The 21,521-nt window shown below is 41.5% G+C and carries 16 protein-coding genes; 4 read left to right on the top strand and 12 right to left on the bottom strand.

Annotated elements, in window-relative coordinates; genetic code table 11:
- Positions 1–55 precede the first annotated feature (55 nt).
- On the bottom strand, positions 56–1,156 hold the full coding sequence (locus ACNQGS_RS13705) for a sensor histidine kinase (RefSeq protein ID WP_491487790.1): 1,101 nt from the start codon (positions 1,154–1,156) through the stop codon (positions 56–58).
- Between the two features lies 1 nt (position 1,157).
- On the bottom strand, positions 1,158–1,796 hold the full coding sequence (locus ACNQGS_RS13700) for a response regulator (RefSeq protein WP_491487789.1): 639 nt from the start codon (positions 1,794–1,796) through the stop codon (positions 1,158–1,160).
- Positions 1,797–2,068: 272 nt separating this feature from the next.
- On the opposite strand from ACNQGS_RS13700, the gene ACNQGS_RS13695 reads away from it, so the two are divergent.
- On the top strand, positions 2,069–2,983 hold the full coding sequence (locus ACNQGS_RS13695) for an SDR family NAD(P)-dependent oxidoreductase (protein ID WP_491487788.1): 915 nt from the start codon (positions 2,069–2,071) through the stop codon (positions 2,981–2,983).
- Between the two features lie 40 nt (positions 2,984–3,023).
- Positions 3,024–3,617 carry a TetR/AcrR family transcriptional regulator gene (locus ACNQGS_RS13690; protein WP_491487787.1) on the top strand — a complete coding sequence of 198 codons (594 nt, stop codon included), beginning with the start codon at positions 3,024–3,026 and terminating at the stop codon, positions 3,615–3,617.
- A gap of 136 nt (positions 3,618–3,753) precedes the next feature.
- On the opposite strand, the gene ACNQGS_RS13685 is transcribed toward ACNQGS_RS13690, so the two are convergent.
- From ACNQGS_RS13685 to ACNQGS_RS13655, 7 genes are all read right to left on the bottom strand, one after another.
- Positions 3,754–4,380, bottom strand: coding sequence for an LbetaH domain-containing protein (locus ACNQGS_RS13685; protein ID WP_491487861.1), 627 nt, complete (start codon positions 4,378–4,380; stop codon positions 3,754–3,756).
- Positions 4,381–4,721: 341 nt separating this feature from the next.
- Positions 4,722–6,086, bottom strand: a complete 1,365-nt coding sequence (locus ACNQGS_RS13680) for a hypothetical protein (RefSeq protein WP_491487786.1) — start codon at positions 6,084–6,086, stop codon at positions 4,722–4,724.
- Between the two features lie 39 nt (positions 6,087–6,125).
- Positions 6,126–7,004, bottom strand: a complete 879-nt coding sequence (locus tag ACNQGS_RS13675; protein ID WP_491487785.1) for a hypothetical protein — start codon at positions 7,002–7,004, stop codon at positions 6,126–6,128.
- 1,556 nt (positions 7,005–8,560) lie between these two features.
- A complete protein-coding gene (locus ACNQGS_RS13670; RefSeq protein WP_491487784.1) occupies positions 8,561–9,874 on the bottom strand; it encodes a TIGR02679 family protein in 1,314 nt (437 codons plus the stop codon).
- Complete coding sequence (locus tag ACNQGS_RS13665; RefSeq protein ID WP_491487783.1) at positions 9,867–13,976, bottom strand: TIGR02680 family protein; 4,110 nt, start codon at positions 13,974–13,976, stop codon at positions 9,867–9,869. The genes ACNQGS_RS13670 and ACNQGS_RS13665 overlap by 8 nt, the downstream gene beginning before the upstream one ends.
- Positions 13,973–15,136, bottom strand: coding sequence for a TIGR02678 family protein (locus ACNQGS_RS13660; protein ID WP_491487782.1), 1,164 nt, complete (start codon positions 15,134–15,136; stop codon positions 13,973–13,975). Before ACNQGS_RS13660 ends, ACNQGS_RS13665 begins: the two co-directional genes overlap by 4 nt.
- Positions 15,137–15,140: 4 nt before the next feature.
- Positions 15,141–16,628 (bottom strand): TIGR02677 family protein, encoded by a 1,488-nt coding sequence (locus ACNQGS_RS13655; RefSeq protein WP_491487781.1) that lies wholly within the window; start codon positions 16,626–16,628, stop codon positions 15,141–15,143.
- A gap of 582 nt (positions 16,629–17,210) precedes the next feature.
- Between ACNQGS_RS13655 and ACNQGS_RS13650 the strand changes: the two genes are divergently transcribed.
- Positions 17,211–18,086 (top strand): Rpn family recombination-promoting nuclease/putative transposase, encoded by an 876-nt coding sequence (locus ACNQGS_RS13650; RefSeq protein ID WP_491487780.1) that lies wholly within the window; start codon positions 17,211–17,213, stop codon positions 18,084–18,086.
- Between the two features lie 113 nt (positions 18,087–18,199).
- Here the strand turns inward: ACNQGS_RS13650 and ACNQGS_RS13645 are convergent, their stop codons facing one another.
- Positions 18,200–18,925 (bottom strand): 3-ketoacyl-ACP reductase, encoded by a 726-nt coding sequence (locus ACNQGS_RS13645; protein WP_491487779.1) that lies wholly within the window; start codon positions 18,923–18,925, stop codon positions 18,200–18,202.
- Between the two features lie 232 nt (positions 18,926–19,157).
- Here ACNQGS_RS13645 and ACNQGS_RS13640 point away from each other — a divergent pair, with 232 nt between their 5' ends.
- Positions 19,158–19,691, top strand: coding sequence for a CueP family metal-binding protein (locus ACNQGS_RS13640; RefSeq protein ID WP_491487778.1), 534 nt, complete (start codon positions 19,158–19,160; stop codon positions 19,689–19,691).
- 581 nt (positions 19,692–20,272) lie between these two features.
- Here the strand turns inward: ACNQGS_RS13640 and ACNQGS_RS13635 are convergent.
- Complete coding sequence (locus ACNQGS_RS13635; RefSeq protein WP_491487777.1) at positions 20,273–20,980, bottom strand: M48 family metallopeptidase; 708 nt, start codon at positions 20,978–20,980, stop codon at positions 20,273–20,275.
- A gap of 17 nt (positions 20,981–20,997) precedes the next feature.
- Positions 20,998–21,486, bottom strand: coding sequence for a YehS family protein (locus tag ACNQGS_RS13630; RefSeq protein WP_378580672.1), 489 nt, complete (start codon positions 21,484–21,486; stop codon positions 20,998–21,000).
- Between the last annotated feature and the right edge of the window lie 35 nt (positions 21,487–21,521).

Below are 21,521 nucleotides of genomic sequence, written 5' to 3'. Positions count from 1 at the left end.
GTGCAATCGTTCATTCTTTTCACATGAGAATTTTCATATTGTGAGTGTTAGATTTTCATATCGGCAGGAGGGTGGTGACGGAAAAGCCATGGGTGCTGTCGACAATCATCGTTCCATGCACCGCGGCGGTGCGCTCCTCCATCCCAATGATGCCAAGCCCTTTTTTAATCGTGTCTGTTCCCTTGCCATTATCCTTCACTTCGACTCTGACTAGTTTATTTAACACCTTTAAATCGACCGAAACAAGCGTTCCCTGGGAATATTTCATTGCATTTGTGAGCGCCTCCGTGACATTTTCATGGATAATTTTCCACTGGATCGGCGAAATGATGTCTAAATTCCCTTCATACGTCAGCACGGTTTTGATCGGCTGTTTGGCATTGACATCATCAATCATCAGCTTCAGGCGATGAATGCCAACTTGCTCTGTCGGGGGCTTCATATTTTTCAAGGTCAAGCGGATGTCTTCGATGCCCCCCTTTGAAATCTGGATGGCGTTTTGTAGCAGCTCGGCTGCCTTTTGTGGATCGGTTTCCAGCAAGTGTTTCGCCGCTTCCATTTGAAAAAGGGCCCCTGTCATCGAATGACCAATTTTATCATGAATCTCTTGTGAAATTCGATTTCGTTCCTCTAATTTGAAGGTATATTCCGACTGCCGAATATACTCGGTATTTTCATTTACACGTTTCGTTAAGTTCCCCATCGCTTTTCGCATCGAATCCATCTGCGCCTCATCCTTCACCTGCATGTTATGGAAGCTTTGGGTGACGGAATAAAGCATAAAGCAAAAGATGGCTACTAACCCGTAAATCGGTTGGAACGGTTCCTGTATATAAAAGATTGGGATGATGGCGAGTAGCAGAAGTATGAATTTTTGTTCCATAAATCCTGCGGCCAGTTCCACAATGGATAGTGGTAAAAGAATACTAAAGATCGGATGCACCATGTTATAAGCACCCACCGTCATACCGATGGATCCGATGAGAAGCAGCGTCTTGACGGCAGTATGTTTAAAAATATATAGGGTGATATTGATGCAAAAATAAAGCAGAAAGGTAAGAACCGCCAAGTCGATCGAACTACCCTCTGCCCGTACAAAGCAGAAGGCTATATAAAGCAAGAGGACGAGCTTCGTCCCAATCATCCACAGCTCCATCCTATTCCACTTTCCCCTTCAGATAGTAAATCGCAATCTGGGTCCGGTGCTCAAGCCCGGTCTTATTTAATATTGAAGTTATATAATTGGCCACCGTCCCTTCGGAAATAAACAATTGCTTGGATATCGCTTTATTGGAATACCCCTTGGCAATCAGGGACATAATCTCTCGTTCTCTTTCGGTGAACGTGCTGAGGTCCATTGGCGTCTCTGGAGCTTTTTTTTCCGCGAGATTGGACTTAATTTTTTCCAAAATAACCTCCTGAATAATACTGTTTCCGTTATACACACTCTTGATCGCATCACGAATTTGTTCAGGGTCATTGTTTTTCAATAAATAGCCTTTGGCGCCATTTTTGATGGCATCAAGAATGTATTCATCATCATCGAAGGTGGTCAAGATAATCGGCTTTGTGCTGGTTTGCTCCGTAATCAGCTTGGACGCCTCCACCCCATTCATATTGGGCATGCGCACATCCAGAAGGGCAATATCGACCTTATTCTTTAAGCAGTAGTCTACGGCCTCTTTTCCATCAGACACTGTTTCAAGCACCTCAAACTCTGCATATGTATTAAGGATAATTTTCAAGCCTTCGCGAATAAAGGAGTTATCGTCCACAATGATCACGGAAATCTTCATAATCTTTCCCACCCCTTCCAACTTTTCTCTGTAGTCATTATAGCAAGAAATTGGGAGGAAATGGCGTGTCAATTTAAGCTAAATTTACATTACTGCGTTTGGTCCTCATATTTGCGCGATACATGGCTGTGTTTCACATTATCCTGTATGGAGCTATTATTATTCAGTCTCTTTTCCCATTTCAAAAATTATTGGTACTTTTTTTAAAGTCTTAAAATATACTGATTTTAAAAATGAATGAATCATTCATTCAAAAAGGGAGAGCTGAAAAAATGGCGAATAATACTACAAAAATGGACTGGGATTTGCAGGACAAATATGTATTGATTACAGGTGCCACAAGCGGAATTGGCTTTGCAGCGGCACAGGCAATGGCATCACGTGGAGCCAATTTAGGGATCATTGCTCGAAATCACAGCAAAGCTAAAGAAATTTCAACCCTATTAAAGTCGCAAACAAGCAAACCGATTAATGTAGATGTATTTATTGCTGATCTATCCTCCCAAAAGTCCATCCGCCTAGTTGGAACGGAAATTCTAGAACGGTGTCCAAGGATTGATATTTTAGTGAATAATGCAGGCGCTTTATTCGATACCTTTCAGAAAACAGAAGAAGGAGTGGAAATGACCTGGGCTGTGAACCACTTAGCCCCTTTTCTCCTCACCTCACTGCTTTTAGATCGACTTAAGGAAAGTGAATCCGCTCGGGTGATTAATACCGCATCTCATGGCCATCAGATGGCAAAAGACGGCTTTGACTTTACCGATGTAAATGGAGAGGGGCTTTATAGAGGTTTTAAAAAAATAATGGGGGGACCGACTATACGATATGCACAGACAAAGCTGGCCAATATCTTATTTACATCTGAATTGGCGCGTAGTCTAGAAGGAACAAATGTCAGCGTTCATTGTTTCGATCCAGGACTTGTGGCAACAAATTTTAATCAAAATAATGGAATGATGGCCAAAGCAACTATGGCTGTCATGAATCTTTTTTCCCGTACCCCAGAAAAGGGGGCAGATACATTGGTATGGCTTGCAGAAACAAAAGATGTCTCAAATCTTAACGGCAAATATTGTGTTGATCGACAACAGAAGGAACCGGCAGAAGTGGCAGCTGACAAAGAATTAGCAAGGCAACTTTGGAACATTAGTGAAGAGCAAGTGATGTTATCGATGAATGGCTGAATATATGTGAAATAAACAAAAAAAGAAAAGAGTGATGAGGATGCCTCCCTTAAATGAGCAGCAACTAGACCAGAACCGTGAAGAACGAAGAGAACAAATAAAGAAAGCAGCTCTAAAAGTATTTGCCAAACGTGGAATTATTGGCACGAAAATAAGCATGATCGCTAAGGAGGCAGGCATCAGTCAGGGGCTTACCTATCGATATTACCATTCAAAGGATGAACTTTTTATTGAACTTGTTAAGGAGGCAATGGAAGAGACTGCAGAGGCATTTGCGTCATTGGAGAATATGTCGGGCTCACCATTAGAAAAAATCAAAGAATTAACCAAGAAAATGCTCGATACAAGCAATAAACATTCGTTTATGCTCATACAGCAAGTACAAACCTCTGATGAAGTCCCAGACAAGGCAAAGGAAATTGTCCGACAATATCCAATCCCTTCTTTTATTGAGCAGCTGATTCCCGTTTTTATAAAGGGGCAGGCGATGGGAGAATTTTGCAAGGGCGACCCTGCTAAGCTTATGATGCTCTACTTCTCAGTCATTTCCGGTTTGATGTTACTCCCGAATAAGGATGAGGAGGGTCATCAAGCCCTGGATGTAGATATTTTAATGAAACTTTTAAGAGAATAGACCCTCTTACGATAATTTCAATTAAGACTTCTAACAGGGAGGGTTCACCAATTTATGTCATTCGGCAAAAATGATGCAGCAGAACCGTCCCCATGCCTCAGAAAATAAATCTCTTATCAAATAAACTTAAACTACACTAACAAGCCAGCCCGCAAGAACATTTATTTTTCCCAAAAAATAAGGAGTAAGCCGCTGGGAATTCTTGATTGACCCTTTGTACCTCTTTTGCAAACTCCTCTTCCGTTTGAGGCACGGGTGATAATCGGTCTGCTTTCTCTTGGGTATCAATATGAGCTCCCGGGGGAACAAACCGATTGGGTTCCACTACCACCCCATTCGTTACAACAGCTCCTGAAGAAATAAAACTCCCTTCCCCTATCAAAGCATTATAAACTATGGCTTTAAAGCCAATAAAAACATCATCATCAACCCGGCAAGGACCATGAATTAATGATCCATGAGTACATGAAACCTTATTTCCGATATAAATGGAATATTTGTTATTATCCTTTTCAATATATCTATTTTTAAGACCATGTAGAATAACACCATCCTGCAAATTGCTATTGCTGCCGATATAAAATGGCGTTCCTTCATCCGCCCGGATACTTACGAATGGGCCGATATATGTATTACTCTGAATTGTTACATCACCCACAATATAAGTAAACGGACTTAAGAAAGCACTGTTGTGGATCCTTGGAAATTTTGGATAAGGATTCACTGAAGTTGGCGGATTATATCCTATATAATAACTATACATATTGAAAGGGCCATTTTGACTACCAGAATGATTCCACAAAATAAAACCTCCCTTCACTTCGCGAAATTTCTTCTTACTACTTATACGTGGAAAATTTTATTTCATGCAGTAATGTATATAGCACTTCTAAGCTTTTCAATGGGAAGGGAGGGTTGGACTACGCGATAGGGGCAACAATATTTGATCCAATAGCAAGTAATGAGCTGTTCCAGAAAACCGACAATTAATTTATCTCCATTTGGAAGTTTCACGTAAAAAAGGCCCGACTACCGGATAGAAGTAGTCGGGCCTTTTTTGTATTACAGGGATTGGCCAGTGGGACAGTCCCCGAAATATACAAATTATTCTTTTGTTGCAGCTTCAATAGTTGTATCTTCAGCAACTACTTCGTCTGTGTTTTCTTCACCTGTTACAACTGTTTCCGCGTCTTCCACAGTTACAGCTTGTACAGCTGAATTGGCAGCAGCGACAGCTTTTGCTTGCGCGCTTACATTTACGCTAGCCTGTGCGTTTGCTTTGTTGGATAGGGATGGGTTTACTTTTTCTGTATCAACTGTTTTTTCTTCAGTTACTTCTGCAGTTTCATCAGTAACAACTGCTGCATCTTCTTCTTCAACAGCTTCAGTAGCTTCATCAGTTACAACCGCTGCATCTTCTTCAACAGCTTCAGTGGCTTCATCAGTTACAACCGCTGCATCTTCTTCAACAGCTTCAGTAGCTTCATCAGTTACAACCGCTGCATCTTCTTCAACAGCTTCAGTAGCTTCATCAGTTACAACCGCTGCATCTTCTTCAACTTCACCTTCAGTGGTTTCATCTGCTACAACCTGAGTATTGTCTTCCACTGTCACTTCAGTTGTTTCTTCAGCTTTTTCTTCAGATGCTGCTTCTTCAGAAACTTCCCCAGAAGCATGGACAGCTGCGTTTACATTCGCGTGAGCTTTAGCCGTATCACTTGCATGCTCGTATGCTTGTGAGTTTACTTTATTAGCAGCTGAAGGATTAACCTTAGGTTCTTTATCTGTGTCTGTGTCTGTGTCTGTGTCTTCGTCATCTGAATCTGCATCTTCTTCATTCTTCGAAGTTACGATTCCTTCGTGATTATATTCGACCTTCTTTGAATCAGAATTTTGGTCGGCATTTTCGGTATCCTCTGCAGCGTCTTCAGAATCAAGATCTGTTGCTTGTACATCTTCCTTAACAGCCGCTTCATCTTCAGCTGTTACAGGCTCTTCTGCTTCCACTTCGGTTTCCGTACCTTGCTCTACTGCAGGCTCTTGTACCGGAGCTTCCTCGATTACTGGCTCTACTGCAACGGGCTCTTGTACCGGAGCTTCCTCAATTACCGGCTCTTCTGCAGCAGGTTCTTGTACTGGAGTTTCTTCTACTTTTCCAACCTTGCCGAGAACTGCAGAGTTCGGATTAGCATTCATTTTTGCCGTTTCACTGGCATGCACACTTGCTTGAGATTTGGCTGCTTGCTGTGCTTTAGGCTGCTCCTTCACAGCTGGTGCTGCTGGAACTGCAGGTTTTGTCACGTTAGCCTGCACTTGATTTTCGGCCTTTACTTGAACGGTGTGGTCTGGTTTTGCCTTATCAGGTCCAGCCGCCTCAGTAAAATGTGCACCCGCAAATACTCCAAATGATACTGCTCCTGCTAATACAAAAGATTTCATAACCTTATTAGTGTTTAAATAATGTTTCATTATTGAATTCGCTCCTTTAATTTTCGTATTCCGTGGCATTTAGCTTCGGTTAACGGTTTTTAAAAAAGGAGCTGCTTGCGGCGGTGGTGAAGGCGGGGCATTCACCCATTGAGTATTCAGTAATGCATGGCGAGAAAGGAATGGTTGGACAAGTCTTATTTCAAAGTACTTATTCCACTCAAACCACTTGTCTGCCAAACTGGCCGTTCCTATTCCCGTGCTAACTCGATCATTTGATGAGCCGCCGGTATTGGTTGAACGTTGTGCCGGGTCCATTGCCTGATCGACTGGAGGCAGCTCTTCCCTACTTGAAGGAGCCTTGTCCTTTTCTACAGGAGCGGGCGACGGTGATTCAATACTCACCGCAGGATTACTTTTTGATATGTTTGGTTCTTCCTCTTGAGACTGAAGTCGATTTTTCGTCTCATGATCAGAGGGATTTTCAGTCATATCATATGTAAGTAGTTGTTTCGTTTTAAACCCGCTATCTTTTTCCTGAGCAGCTGCCTTTTTCTCCTGGCCTGGAGTATTTACGGTTTTCTCAGTCTTTTTTATTTCTGATAATCCATACCCGTTCCCATTGGCCTGCGCCGGCAAAGCTTTTGCCGTTTCATTAGCAGGTTGAGGGGAAACGACCTGTTTAGGAGCGGCATTGGAAGATCGTGGTTTAACTGCCTCGCTATTTTTTTTCGCTTGCTCAGGTACTTGCACCGTTTTATCTATTGGTTTAGTACTTTCAGCAATTGAAGGAAGGTTAGCTTGTGCATCTGAGTTATTCGATGTTTCAGAAGTTTGTACCATTTCTTTATTGGACTGTAACGGTCCATTTTGTTCACCCTTCTCAGCGAAAGCATTTCCTGGCAAAAATAGAGCTGCCCCCATCATAAGAGCTGGTATTAGAAAATGGCGGAAGTGCATTGTCTCACCCCCTTTCCTCTTAACGACATTTTCTTAGACAGTATTCGAGGAATTTAAACACTTTTTGACCATTTTTTCGCCCATTTGCAAGAAACGATTCCTTTCTCCTAAAAGAATGATTCGAAAGAAGCAGGGGACTGTTCTATGCTTCATTTGTTAATAGTTTCTGGTACCTACACTTTCGAGTCTGGGGAAAATGCTAATAGGACTACGCTTCTGGAAGGAAAAATCCAATTTGATTTTGAAAAGGGAAACGCCATGAGAAGAAGAGGACGTGAGTGTAATCCTAATGCCTACCACATCATTTACTTCCGAGGGAACAATCGGTATGTAAGGACCCACACTCTCTCTGAAACGACCTTCTACCTACAGTTTAAATAATTTATAAGAAAAATGGGGTGTTGTTTTTGGGATATTTAGGGAACGACTATTCCCTTTAGAGTATATTTTTAAATAGCGAAGTACAAAAAAACAAGAATTTTGTCGAATAATATAAGCGGTAAGCAAAAAGTCCGATTACAATAAGCAAAACAAGGAGCTAGTCCCCTCTAAAAGAAGTTAAAATATCGCCTGCATTTACTTACATATGTCTTTATAATCAAAATTCTAATTTTTAAATTTTTCGAGGTGCAAATATGTCATTAAATCTTAAAAGGAAAGTGGTAGACAAGAAAAAAAAGAAGGAAATACTTGTTCGTAGATTAGATTTGCTGTTGCAACAAAACAGAAAATTGAAGACTTATGGAAAAGAATCTTAAATTCTAGTTATCTCGGGGTTTATTAGAGATGAAGTTTACTTTCAATCTTTTATAGATTGAAATTTCTGCAACACCCTATTATGCAGTGATTCTTGGGCGCTGATCCTTATAAAAGGTTAGCACCCGATATATATTATATAATCACATCGAACTGTTCGTTAACACAACCTTTTTAAATGTTCCTCTTTCACCTTTCTTTTCATTTATCATCTTCGACGGTCCTTCCTTGATACACCAAGTTTATCTGTTAACTGCTCCTGTGATAATCCGTTTATTTGCGAAAATCCCTATTTTATTTGCGAAACCTAGCATTTTATTTGCGAATCTATAACGGAGAGTACCACTACTGATTTTTATTTGCGGAAAATGTAAATTTATTTGTGAAAATCCCTATTTTATTTGCAACCTAGTATTTTATTTGCGAATCTATAATGGAGAGTATCAATACTGATTTTTATTTGCGGGAAATGAGCATTTATTTGCAAAAATGCCTCTTTTATTTGCGAAACAAGCCCTTTTATTTGAGTATTTCAGTGTATTAAAAAAGTACCTGTTACGCACTCGTATATGTCGAGAAGAAATCGACAAATTACAGACAGTGACACAGGCACTTATATAAACCTTTATGGAGTGAAATAACTGGAATTGAAAGGGACTGGGGTAAGAAATAACATAGTTTAGGAAATTTGTAACAGTAGTCCACTAATGAGATTGAAGAGTTAAAAGGTGGGTTATTACCATTAATTAGCAGCGGGGTCAGTCCCCCCGCTGCTTTTACCATTTTACACGGAAAAGATATTAAATATCCTCCTTGTTCTCAATACTTAAATTGAATTCATTCTTTATATCCCTAACAAGGTGCTCTATCAGCCCCTCTTGATACCCTGCCTTTTTCCTATCTTTCAGAACTTCTGCCACTTCAGCCAGCTCCGGTGACGAAATAGCCTCCATTTTAGCAAGTCTGCTGGAAACATCCTCTTCAGAAACCACTTTCTGATAAGCTTCCAAATTCATTCGCCAAAACGTGACATGCTGTGGATATCGTATCTTCAACCGCTCAGCCATCAATAGTCCTTCCGGGTCCAAGTCACCGGAATAATACAGCTGGCAACCTTCCTTCACAAGGAAATCCAATAACACCCAGCTGGCCATACGAAATTGCCCATGCGTACAAATGATTGGAGCAAAAGGGACCTCATCTAAGATCGTTGAACAGACACTGGAATTTTCAACAATCCAGACCTTTTTCCCTCGGGCAGGCCAAACTTTCTCCAACTTCAGCAATTCCTTAATTGGCACATTTAAGACGGTGTCCGTATCCGTTGCAGCCTTCCATACAGGGTTTATCCCCATCACCCCTGCTGCCAACAACCCGCGGCACGATACAAAACTCCATAAGTCATCCCGCAACAACCCATAAATACCGAGTAAATCGTTAAGTTCCTCGGTCGTTTTCGGCATTCCCGGTTCACGGGTCCCCAATTGTTGTTGATGAATCTGTAAACAATAGGTTAGTAATTTACCTGCTACTTGTTGATTATCAAAATAGTGAGGATTGCCCGTTGTTCTTTGTGCAAACAAGGGCATCCGTTCGTACTTATTTTTTCTAAATGGCAATTCCTCAAATGCTCGGAAGACTGTGGTTAGCTGCTCAAACAATAAAACGGAATCTTGATGATAAAGCCCCCAAATCCAGCGGGAGTCCGTCGGTTTTGACTCAATCCAATCCCACAGCCAGATTCCTTCCGGATAAGCCTCCTTTAGCATATTAAAGAAGTTCTGTTCCTTATGTTTCGATATAACCTGCTCTTCCCGCTTTGTGATCATCGACTCCTGAAGTACCTCTTCAAGCAGTTGAACAAGCGAATAATCCGAGAAAGTTGTCTGAGCCAATTCCAGCTCGAAGTCAGCTAACGATAGTTTGCCTTTCTTCTTGACCGTATTGGCAGACTGCCCTAAAAATCCGGCAATCGACTCCACTTCTTCACTTGAAAACTTTTCAATGCTGACCGTTCCGCCGATTCGTCCAAGCGACCGGTACTTTTCCTTAAACATGGTAAAAAGCTTTAGAAAACCTGGTTCCTCCCTGAACACCTGAAGTTTGTCAGTCAATTGTTACCAACTCCTCATCAGGGGTGTCATCCCATACAAGGGAACGCTGCTTCCCATCCCATTGGTAACGTATTACCGTAACAAAGTCAGCATTTTTCGGGCGAACCAGCTCACAGATTGATAGCGAGGAAATCGTATCATAATCTCCCCATAAGGCTTGCGAGTTCATAATATAGTTAAAGCCAAGCTGCTCGACGACTTCAAACATATCGCGAATATTATTTTCATCGACACCCGCAAATGCCTCATCAAGTGAAATAATATATGGTGCCATCGCTCCTGCTTCCTTATAGCGGGAATAAGCCGCCGTAAACAACGGGATGTACATAGCCATTGCTTTTTCGCCGCCGCTGAATTTAAAGAACGCATTGTTGGTCAGTTCTCTTTTGGGCTCATTGACACGTTTATAAGATAAAACAAAGGAGAACCATTTACGGTAATCCAGCACTTCCTTCAACACTTGGTGAAGTGTCGATCCCTCATTACGCAGCTGGATTAACTCCTTCGCCTTGGCTATTCTTGATTGGAAATGCTTTGTAATCCTATTTAAATCTTCCTCATTTAAAAATTTGCTGTTCCGCTGCAGCAGCTTGACAAGATCTTCTGTATCCAGTTCCTGCTCCGATTCAGCCGTGAGCGGCTTCCAGGCAATCGAGAACGTCAATCCGGAAGAATTATCCCGATTTTTCATAATTCGGTCCATCTCATGAACCCATTTTTCTGCACGTTGAATCCGGTTCCTCAAGATGGCCCCTACCGTATTGACAATGATATCTTCATAGAGCTGCCGGTCCTGTTCATCAAGGTACATTTTCTGGTCTTCCAATTCCTTAACTAATGAGGAGTGGACATAATAAGGGCTGACCCGCTGCCCTTTATATTCCATCTGGAGAATACGTCTTCCTTTTAGCTGATTCCACTCATTTATGATTGGCTCATAATAATCTCCCCATTCACGGGAGAACCATTCCGGGCGCTCCCACTCATCGGTGTATTCAAACATCCGGTACTCTGTTAAATTCACCTGTTCGTTCATGAATGCCTTGGTGAGCTGTTCATTTAGCTTAGCGCGATCATATTTCGTCAAAACAGGCTCCAGTTCCTTCACCAGCTGGGCAGTGTCGTTTTCCTTGCCTTCCACAAACCCACGGTCCGACTCCGTTTTGACCATTTGCCCCCACTCGCCTGCCATTAGGGACCAAAACTCGGCGTTTGTTTTTGCGGATGTTAACTCTTTTAAGCAAGATTCATAGGCTGTTTCTTTTTTAGGGGTTGTTTCAAGCAATCTATGAATTTCTTTATTAGATTCACTCAAAATCTGCTGGACCTCTTGGATCCGCTGTCTGACCTCATCAATCCCCTTTAATTTCAATTGCTGCTCGATGGACTCGATTTCCGCTTTTTCTTTTATGACCATTGAATCTTTGCTGTTTTGCTCTCCCTTGATCTCATCCATTTCCGCTTCCAAGTCGGCAATCCTCTCAGTTAAACTGAGGATTTTCTCTCGTGCAAACAGACTTTTTTGGAACAAATCTTTTAAACTATACAGGAACTCTCGATACTGTTTGGCGGTGTCTAAGGCTTTGCTAATCGATTCTTTCGTCAGTGAAAGATTGATGGTACTCCCTTGCTGATGGAGCTTTAGCTTTACTTGCTGAAGCTGCTCATGCGTTGCTTTCCATTGCTCATCTAATTGAAGCAAGATTTTTTTCTGTTCCTCAAGTTGAAGACTTGTACTTTCCATTTGGATATTCAACTGAATAAGCTCTTGATCAGCCGGCAGCGATTGCTTCCATTCTTCTGCAAGACGGAGCTCTTCCTCCATCAGCTGCTTTTGGCGGTCCATCTCGCTTAATTCCCTTTGCAATTGTTCCAGCACCTGTTCATATTCTCTGATTTTCTCCTGCTGATATCGCTTGCGGGAAGAACGGCCAATGTATTTGGCGGGTCCTTCATTCGGTGCATGCCCGACTAAACAGCCAATCGAATAGGTCCCATCGATATCAATATGGAATCCGGATCCGTCCTGTTCCAACGGAATACTTCTCAGTACCTCATCGACTAGGTGATCGGAAATGGGACTGTCCTCTTCCAAATCTGGTCGCAAATAGTCCGCCAGCGTATAGCCAAGCAATTTCGGCTCTGGTTGGATGACCCGGTCATGAGTTGGAGTGATAGCCTTCTCTGTGATTAAGCTGTCCAAAATCCCTGTTTGTTTAAGCGCTGCCTCAATCCGCTCCCGCTGCTCCTCCGTCACATGGTCCTGAAATTCGACCGCCGCATAAAAGGTCACAAAGGCTTGTCCCTGTTCTGTCAACTGCTCCCGGAATGAAACGGTGCCATCCGCTCTGTCTGGATTCGGAATCTTTAGTGCTTTCCAATATTGCAGATCTGCCCGGGCTTGTCCGATATCCTGTTTTTTGTCCTCCATTGCTTTTTCAAGAAGCCTTTTGTTTGTATTTATTTCAGTTGTATACTCATTAATAGCCTTAAAAAGTTCCTCACGCACCTCATCAAAGCGGTTCACTTCATACAAGCCTTCGATGGCACGGGCTACCTTTTGAAAACTTTTGTTGGAAAAAAGAAGCTTTGAATGCTCCCTAATCCAGGTAAACACTCGTTGTTCGAGCTTGTGCTTTTCCTCGGTAAACCATTCGGCTAAATGATCCAGGTTCTTTCGGAGCTCATCGACTTCTTTCTTTTTGTCAGAGGATTGACGCTGGAGGCGATTGTGCTCATCCAACAGCCGTTCTTGTTCATCAGCCAATTGTTTTAGGGTGGTCAGCATTTGTTCATGCTTTCCAATCTCCTGAATCCATATCGAGAAATCAAATTCTTCATCCCGGTGGCGGTCCATGTCGTGGACATTCACCGTGTGTTCGGAAAAGGCAGATTCCTCAGCATTCCAGTCAAGCTCCTCGATGACTTCTACCATCTTCTTTTCCTGTTCGGTTAACTGTGAACGGGTCTGTTCTCTATCCTGCCAAACTCGTTTATATTGGTCATTTTTCACATCCCATTTTTCTTGTAACGAATGTGCTTCCTTCATCAAGGCTAAGACATGTTCATGCTTTTTGCTCTTATCCTCTTCGAGATTCCATACTTCATGCAGTTCGAGGCGTTGTTTATCTGCCAAAGCAATATCCCGCTTCTGCGTATAGTGCTGCTTTTTTACCTTGAGCTCCTCAATCTCCTGAATAAGCAGTTTCGAACGTTCGGATAATTCATTTACGAACTGCTCGGCGTCACGGCTTCTTTTTAAAGAGATCTGCCATTTTTCCGCACGCTCGGCCAGAATATATTGGTTGTACGTATGGTATTGGTTCACCAGCCTGCTTGAGGATTCATATTCTCGCTGAAGCTGCTCCAGTTGCTGTTGGGTTTGGTCCATATTTTCTATGGTGTCCGACAAGTGCCTCAGTTCATCATCCGAGAGCGGCGGAAGTGCTGACTCCAAAATTTCATAAATGACCGTCGGTTTAAAATCTTTGGAGAGCTTTGGACTTCGCAGCTGGATTAACAGCTTGATTAATTCTTCATAGGCTTCAGTGGATTGAAAACCAAAAATATATTTATTGACCAGTTCCATGTATTCACTCTGGGTATGAACCACATATCCTCCATTGCCAATCCGATTCTCAAGTTCCTTTGCAGATAGAGGCACTCTATCTCCAAGGTGAGTTTGTGCCAGTTCGAAGTCGTGTTTGATTCTGCGATTGTCCGTTATGACAAAGTACCAGGATTTGATTCCCTTATTTCTTTTCGCCTGCATGCCAATACCAGTTGTGATATAACGATTCAGCCCGGGCTGTTTATATTCAATAAAAAGATAGCCTGTCCGCTCATCGCGATTGACGACTTCTTTTTCCCCCAGAAGATAATCCTCCATTCGCCTTGCTTTGGAGCCGAAGGGATCCAAGCGGTCAGGGGATTTTTTTCCGTCTAACAATACAGGGAGAAAGCTTTGCATCGTAACAGATTTACCGGATCCGTTTGTCCCCCTTAGGAGAAGCTTCCCATCCGAAAATTTAAATATTTCATCATCGTAATACCAAAAATTTAATAAACCGGCTCGGTTCATCACCCATTTTGCCTCAGTCATATTTTTGTTCCTCCTGTATCAAAATCACTAGGGTATTGACCCGTCATGACTCCTGCCAATGATTTAATCCGAATTAGAGCCGTTTCCTCATCCACTTCTGCCATCATCCATTCTTTCATCGCCGCGATGAGCTCAGCACGAATTCCGCTTGTACCCAACTCCCGAAAATGCTTGGACCAGCCAGTCCCATTCTCCTGACGCAAATCATCTATCACCTGTTCCAATTCCCCTTCTGTCAGCAGCATCTCCCCATTTTCGTTGGCTTTGAAGCGATCGGGTTGTCCATGAATGTACTTTGACAGTTGCAGGATTATATCACTGGAGGCCTTTGTATTTGGAAAAATCTCATGGTACTGCTTTGGTTCGGCAATGGAGAGAAAGGCAGTATTTTTATAGACATGCAGCTTATAATCACTGTGCTTCTCAATATCCTCCGCGAGGCGGTTACGGAAATTCCGGATATAAAGGAAGTCCGGGTCCTGCACATCCTTTCGATGCAGCCCAGGAGAAAAGAAAAGCTTACGGTACACCCGCTTTCTTCTCTCATCCTCTTGATTGAATTTCCAATCTTCTTTGACTAAATCATTCCAATCCCGGAAGCTTTCCAAATCATCGGGATACGTCCTCATAAAGTACCGGCTGTAAATGGTAGCTTCATATAATACTTCCTGTTCTTCATTATGGTCAAATCGGCCAATATCCCCATCTATTGTCCGAATCAATTGAAAATCCATCAGGACTTTTACTGCCCTTATCAGCGATTTCCGATGGATATAAAGAGTCCAGTCCAGGGGAATATCGCCTGGATAATGAGCCTGGACCTCCTGGCAAAGCTCCGAAAGCAGAAATTGCTCATCTACCGCTTTTCCCTCCAGGAAAGAGTGAGCACAGCAAAAAATCGAATAGTCCATTGGTTCCTGAAAATCTTGGATCCCCATCCAAGCCTCCGGTTCGACCGGAATTTTTTCAAGTTTAATAAAATGTTGATGAACAATCAGGCGCAGCCCGAATTTCTCATCAATATACCGGCGCAAAACCTTTTCCCGTTCGCGAATGAGCTGATACCATTCCGGCTGATGGGACCTTAGAATCCAGTAATAATGAAACAACAAATCCAATCCCTGCAACGCTTTTTCATCAAACAGCTGATTTTGTTCCATTGGTTTACCTCATTTCCCCAAATAAAAAAGTGGCATCCGGCATGACTAAATTTCCATCTTCCGCCTTTAACGTAATGGTTGTTTCCCTGTCCAGCTCCACTTTCACCAATAAGCCGTAATCTGTCTTTACTTCACGATTTTTATTGGCCATCGATCTTCCAATCCAACTCAGGAGTACCTTGCGGATAAATGGTTCGACATCAGGCAGCGTGGAAAGCTGAATTTTTCCTTGGCTCATATATTTTTCAATGAGTTGTTTCTCTTGTTCCCGTTCCTGTAAATATTGCTGCCGCTGTGCTCGTTTTCTCTTTTCATGGGAATCGAATGCCCCCGGTTTCGTTTTTTCACGGTAACGGACCGTTCTGGGCTTAATGGTCAGTTCGGCTGGCGCCTCATCCCATGTATCCACATGGAGATTCTCCGTCGTTGCATCCTCCAGCTGCAAATGATGGATCGTCATGGATCCAAACACAACAGATGACAATTTATGTGCTTCCTCAATGTCTATGGATTCCGAAAACCATTTGGCCAAGTGCAAATAATCCTTCTTACGGCTACGGAAATGCTGCTGCCTCTCGCCGATTCGCTGAACATATCTGGTCATCCTGCGAATCATTTCATTGGTTTGCCACTGCAGGGTTTCAAGTTCACTTTGTTGGATTGCCGACCCTAAGAACCACTGTCGCAGTGAGGACCAATATTCCTGAAATTCAATCAACCAATCATCCGTTGAGGATGAGACATCCTCGAGTCTTGGAACCGCTTGACGGTGCTGAATTAATTTTTGAAAAAAAACCTCCAGTTTCGCTGGCGAAAGCTCTGTCAAAAGCTGTTGAATTTGCAGCGCTGTTTTTTGCAGAGAAACGATAAAATCTCGTAAATAAGTAGTAAATTGGTTTTTATAGACTAGGAATGCCTCGGTTTGCATACGCTGGTCGGTCTGTTCACTGTTTATATAAGCAATATAATCGGCTGTACTGGTCCGAATCGACTGAAAAAAACGGAGAATATCTTCCCAAAGCCGCATGTATTTTTCATTGGATTTTGGCAAGTTGGCATCTAGTTCTTCCTGGAGGCCGTTGAGCACCTGGAGCAACCGTTCAAATTGGGAACGCTCCAATGACCCTTGGAAGGAATCACCTATCTTTTCGAGTTGAACTAGCATTCTCTCTATCTCTACCGTATATGGTGTGCATTGATAACGGAACCGTTTCTTTTTGTATTCCTCTATGGTTTTGGCACTGGTCATATCTTGCCGTGCAATCAAATTATTCCATTTTACGAGCTGAGCTAACTGCTGATGAAGCTGCTCCTCTTGGTAGTCAGAGAAAGATGGAATCGAGCGCATGAATTCCAATATTTCTTCCGGAGCGATGTAATCTCTCATTCTTTCATGCTGATGGTAGAAATAGCGAAGAATAGTCCGGTAATGGGCAGCAGAGTCAGCTGTCAGGTAACTTGCTTCAACGATTTTTTTCATGGTTGAATCCAAAAGACATCATCCTTGTAATGTTCTATTAATTCTATTTTATTATATAGGCCAAAAGTTTTATATGTAAAAAAATGCACGTTTTGCCAATTCAAGTATGAAGGATAAGCTTATCGAAAATCTCCTCAAAATTGGCTGCTTTTTTTGGGCGAAAATTGTTGAATTAAAGGGAAAAAAGTTCGAAGTTACCTTTTTGAAACTTCAAATGCTCTTACCTTCGCCAATCTTCATCAAATTTCCTATCTAGCAATCTACACAAACATTTGGTTAATACTCTGACATGCCTGTTATAAAAGCACAACCCTATACAATCTCCTAAAATATTTGTCAATTACACAATCGTTTGATTAAATATTTTAAAAACATTGCTACTAAAATTGTTTCCCGTGATTAACATAGAAAAATTGCATATTTTATACGACGGAAAAATAAAGAGGCAAAGACCGTCCCCATGCATCAATGCCAAATGCACCTGTTATCTAATATTGCCAACAGAACATTTGTTCTTGCCTGCCGTAACATGATAAAATGATAGTAGATATACATCCTCGTCTCTTCCTCAATTCCTTTTAAGGATGTGGGAAAATGTCAAAAGCTATGCTTGTACGTGAAAACTCCAACCAGTATATCCGCCACGACCAGTTATTCAAGCAATTAATTCACACATTTTTTTCCGAGTTTTTGGAAGTGTTTTTTCCAGAAGCTCATCATCATGTTGATATCTCAGCAATAACACCCTTGTCAGAGGAAATGTTTACCGACCTTATAGAAGGAGAGACCCGAAGAGCAGACATTGTTATTGAAACAAAATTAAAAGGAGACGATACTCTTATTGTCATACATGTAGAGCCGCAAAGTTATGTACAGTCTGATTTCCATGAAATAATGTATCAATATTTCAGCTTGCTCTATCATAAGTATCGAAAACCAATTTTGCCAATCGCAGTCTTTTCCTATGATGAGGAGCGAAAGGAACGGAATGAGTTTAACATCACTTTCCCATTCTTTCATGTTTTATCATTTCAGTTTTTGATGCTGCAATTACGAAAATTAAGCTGGAAACAGTACATCAAAACGAATAATCCTGCAGCCGCAGCGTTACTCAGTAAAATGGGATATACTGAAAAGGAGAAAGTCCAAGTAAAAAAAGAATTTTTACGAATGTTAGTTAAAATGGAGTTAAATCCAGCGAAATTAGAATTGATAAATGGATTCTTTGATACGTATTTAAAATTGAATGAAAGTGAGGAGACGGAACTAATGGAAGAAATTAAGCAATTGGGTAAAGATGAAGCGGAACAAATCTTGAAATTGCCTAATTCATGGAGGGAAAAGGGAGAACACGAAGCCCAGAGGAAAATTGCTCTTAATTTATTAAAAGAAGGATTACCAATTGAGTTAATCTCAAGAACTACAAATTTAGATTATGCTGAGATTGAAGAGTTAAAAGGTCGGTTATAAGTCACAGAGCAGCGGGAGTCAGCCCCCCGCTGTTTTTTTCTTATATGTTTAAAAGAAAGCGTTTTATAGAATTACTCCATTAGGTACTAGCCCCTTTAGATCACACCCAAAGATTAAAATGGATTCGTCGCAAGCATGCCTGCTGTTTTTACATAAATGCGTGGATGCAATTTTAATTGAGCAACAATAAATTCAGCAATGTCCTCCGGCTGCATATATTTTTCATCATTGTTTTCTGCGATTAGGTTTGTTTTTACCGCTAGTTCAGTAGCCACTGTGCTCGGGGTTAAGGCGGTAACGCGGATATTGTTTCTTCTGACTTCCTGTGCCAATGATTCCGTTAAACCAATAACTCCAAATTTAGATGCACTGTACGCACTGGAGGTGGCAGCCCCGTTTAATCCATTTGTAGACGAAATATTAATAATGTCGCCGCCATTTTTTTCAATCAATTGAGGAAGGACTGCACGCGTTACATAATAAGTCCCCATCAGGTTGACATCAATAATTTGCTTCCATTCCTTCGGGTCCATATCTAATAGAGTAGCAAATCCCCCAATGCCGGCATTGTTGATCAGTATGTCGGCTGTTCCCAGCTCTTCGGTCAACTTTTTCACAGCTTGTTCTACGTCTTCTTGAGAGGCAATATCCACTGCCGCGTAAGCAGCTTTCACCCCTAAACCTTCTACTTCACTTGCGACCTTCTTTAATTCAGTCTCTGTTCTGGCAAGCAAACCAATGTTTACACCTTCATTCGCTAATGCCAAGGATGCGGCCTTGCCAATGCCTCTTCCAGCACCAGTGATGAAAGCTACTTTTCCTTTTAATGATTGTGCCAATTTCAACAACTCCTTCCACTTCTCATTATATTATTTTGGGAAAATGATTCTAACTATATGCTCCCCAAACTTATAAATCGTCGATTTAGGAAGAAAACTGTTCATCCGACAAGTGTGAGGTGCTTTTGATCATAAAACCGAATAAATTGTGAAAAGGTCTGGAAAAAGCGGAGAACAAAAATTTTATATAGTATACTAGGGTATAGTAAATAGACGGAGGTGAATCCATACCATGAAGTTGAAACTCATCACAGCGCTATTATTGGCTTCCAGTTTGCTGGCTGCTTGTTCCGGAAATAGCCAGGATCAAGGGGCCGCTGAAAAAGCAAAGCCGAGTGACGTTAAGGAAATGGTTGGCGATTACAGCGCACGGAAATTAAAAGCCGAAAATGCATCCATTACCTCTCAACAACTTATTGTTACGGACAAGTCTGGAAAAGAGACCAGTTATGATTTGCCGAAGGACGAATTTTTCGTGTCGATCGCACCTTATACCAATCAAACTCATCCCTGAACGAATCATAGCTTGACAGGTTGTCAAGGTGAACTAGCAAATGAAAAGTTTGATGTATATATGGAAGACAGTGATGGGAACGTGGTCGTAGACAAAACCGTTACATCACTATCAAATGGCTTTATCGATTTCTGGCTCCCACGCGATAAAACCTATCAGATTAAGATTTCACACGATGGAAAAAAGGCAGAATCAAAGATTTCCACATTTGAAAAGGACGCCACTTGTATTACGGACATCCAGTTATTTTAGAAAAAGGGTCAGTCCCTCGCTAAGCTGAAGCTTTAAAGCGACAGGGGACTGACCCCTATTTTTCGGGTCACCGGCCTACATAATTCCCCATTTATTTTTTCAAACAAACGTTTGTTTAAAAGTAATAAAAATTCAACCATAATAAGCTTTCCATTCTTTTATGGTTAAAAACATTGTCGTTTACACAAACGTCTGATTAAATCTGGTAAAAATCTTAGTGCAGCGGGCAAATGGCGCTTTAGGGGGCAAAAAAATTGTTGAACAAACAAGAAAAAAGTTCGAAGCTACCTATTTAAAAACTTCAAATGCTCTTACCTTCGCCAATCTTCACCAAATTTCCCTTCTAGCCATCTACACAAACGTTTAGTTAAAAACTCTGGGATGCCTGTTATGAAAGTACAAACCTTTACAATCTCCTAAAATAATTGTCAGTTACACAATCATTTGTTTAAATCTGTTCAAAACCAACGTGCAACGGGAAATTAGCTGCTTTTAGCGGCAAAAAAATTGCCGGCTTTTGGCTCCTAACAAAATAAGTAGAAATTAAAAATGAGGCACGAGAACCGTCCCCATGCCTCACTTTAAACCGTCATTTTCCAACTTGATAATGTCAGCCAGTCTTCTTTTTCTTTGTAGTCAGGCATTAGTTTCCCTACCAGGCGCCAGAAGGAGCGGTCGTGATTTAGATGGACCATATGGCACATTTCGTGAACGACTACATAGTCAATGACCTCCCGGGGTGCCATTGCCAGTCTCCAGTTAAAGGTTAACTGCAGTTTTGAATCACAGGTTCCCCATGTGGTTTTGCTATCCGTGATCCGAATACCACGTGGTTTTGACTTGAAGTAGCTTTGATAATAGGATATGCTTTTCTCCACTAATGCCTTACATTGCTGATAGTAGAATCGTTTTAGAGCTTGTTGTATTTTTTCAAGGTCATGCTGTTTTACATATATATAAAGCCTATCTTCTTTAAACTGCACATGTTCTTGCATAATAGTTACATCTTCGATAATCTCGATGGGATAGGTGTTTCCTAAATAAAGAAAACTCTCACCATGCTCATAAACCTTTTCCTGTGGCCCGTCCAGTCTGCCCTTCATTTCCATTAATTTTTGCTGAATGATGCCCCATTTTTCCTCTAATAACTGAAGCACTTTTTCATCAGATGTCCCTTTCGGAGCCTGGACTTCCACATTTCCATAACTGTCGATCTTTATTCCAATAGACGTGCGATTTTTATACTTGATCTCAAAACGTATTGTCTCCCCTAAGTAGGTATGTATCATCTCATCACCTGCATAGCTTATCCTCTGTACTTAACCGCCAGCCCTTTTAAGAAGTTCCTGGCGAATTTATCGCCGCACTCTTTATAATTCTTGTGGCCTTCTTTTCTTAATAAAGCGCCGAGTTCCCCTTTTGAAACCGTGATTCCTGCTTCCTCAAAAATATCCAACATATCTTCAGTCGTTAATGCTAATGCTATTTTTACTTTTTTCAACAGGAGATTATTAACGTTTGCACTTTTCTTAATTGACGGTTCGGATGATTCAGGCTGTCCTGGTTTAGGCTCTTGCTTTCCTCTTTTATAGACAATAAATCCATTTAAAAACGAATCGAACATACTGTTATTACATTTGAGCTGGTCGTCGCTTTCATCATCTTCCTTCGTGAGGATCTTTATTACGTCTGGCACTGTTACATCCACACCGCCAAGCTGAAAGATCTCAGCCATTTCTTTATTTTTTAGTTCCAGCGCATATCTAAGCCGTATTAAAATATCGTTATTATCCACAATTGGCCTCCAAATAAAAAATTAGTGCGTTTCGC

It is taken from the genome of Neobacillus sp. PVCKKU3 (assembly GCF_058323225.1).
This window is presented reverse-complemented; position numbering and strand designations above follow the sequence as displayed.

Excerpts from the sequence above, each read along its gene's own strand:
- ACNQGS_RS13660 (WP_491487782.1), bottom strand. The coding sequence starts at position 15,136 with ATGGAACAAAATCAGCTGTTTGATGAAAAAGCGTTGCAGGGATTGGAT.
- ACNQGS_RS13665 (WP_491487783.1), bottom strand. The coding sequence starts at position 13,976 with ATGACTGAGGCAAAATGGGTGATGAACCGAGCCGGTTTATTAAATTTT.
- ACNQGS_RS13690 (WP_491487787.1), top strand. The coding sequence starts at position 3,024 with ATGCCTCCCTTAAATGAGCAGCAACTAGACCAGAACCGTGAAGAACGA.
- ACNQGS_RS13705 (WP_491487790.1), bottom strand. The coding sequence starts at position 1,156 with ATGGAGCTGTGGATGATTGGGACGAAGCTCGTCCTCTTGCTTTATATA.
- ACNQGS_RS13685 (WP_491487861.1), bottom strand. The coding sequence starts at position 4,380 with ATGTATAGTTATTATATAGGATATAATCCGCCAACTTCAGTGAATCCT.
- ACNQGS_RS13700 (WP_491487789.1), bottom strand. The coding sequence starts at position 1,796 with ATGAAGATTTCCGTGATCATTGTGGACGATAACTCCTTTATTCGCGAA.
- ACNQGS_RS13650 (WP_491487780.1), top strand. The coding sequence starts at position 17,211 with ATGTCAAAAGCTATGCTTGTACGTGAAAACTCCAACCAGTATATCCGC.
- ACNQGS_RS13635 (WP_491487777.1), bottom strand. The coding sequence starts at position 20,980 with ATGATACATACCTACTTAGGGGAGACAATACGTTTTGAGATCAAGTAT.
- ACNQGS_RS13695 (WP_491487788.1), top strand. The coding sequence starts at position 2,069 with ATGGCGAATAATACTACAAAAATGGACTGGGATTTGCAGGACAAATAT.
- ACNQGS_RS13680 (WP_491487786.1), bottom strand. The coding sequence starts at position 6,086 with ATGAAACATTATTTAAACACTAATAAGGTTATGAAATCTTTTGTATTA.
- ACNQGS_RS13675 (WP_491487785.1), bottom strand. The coding sequence starts at position 7,004 with ATGCACTTCCGCCATTTTCTAATACCAGCTCTTATGATGGGGGCAGCT.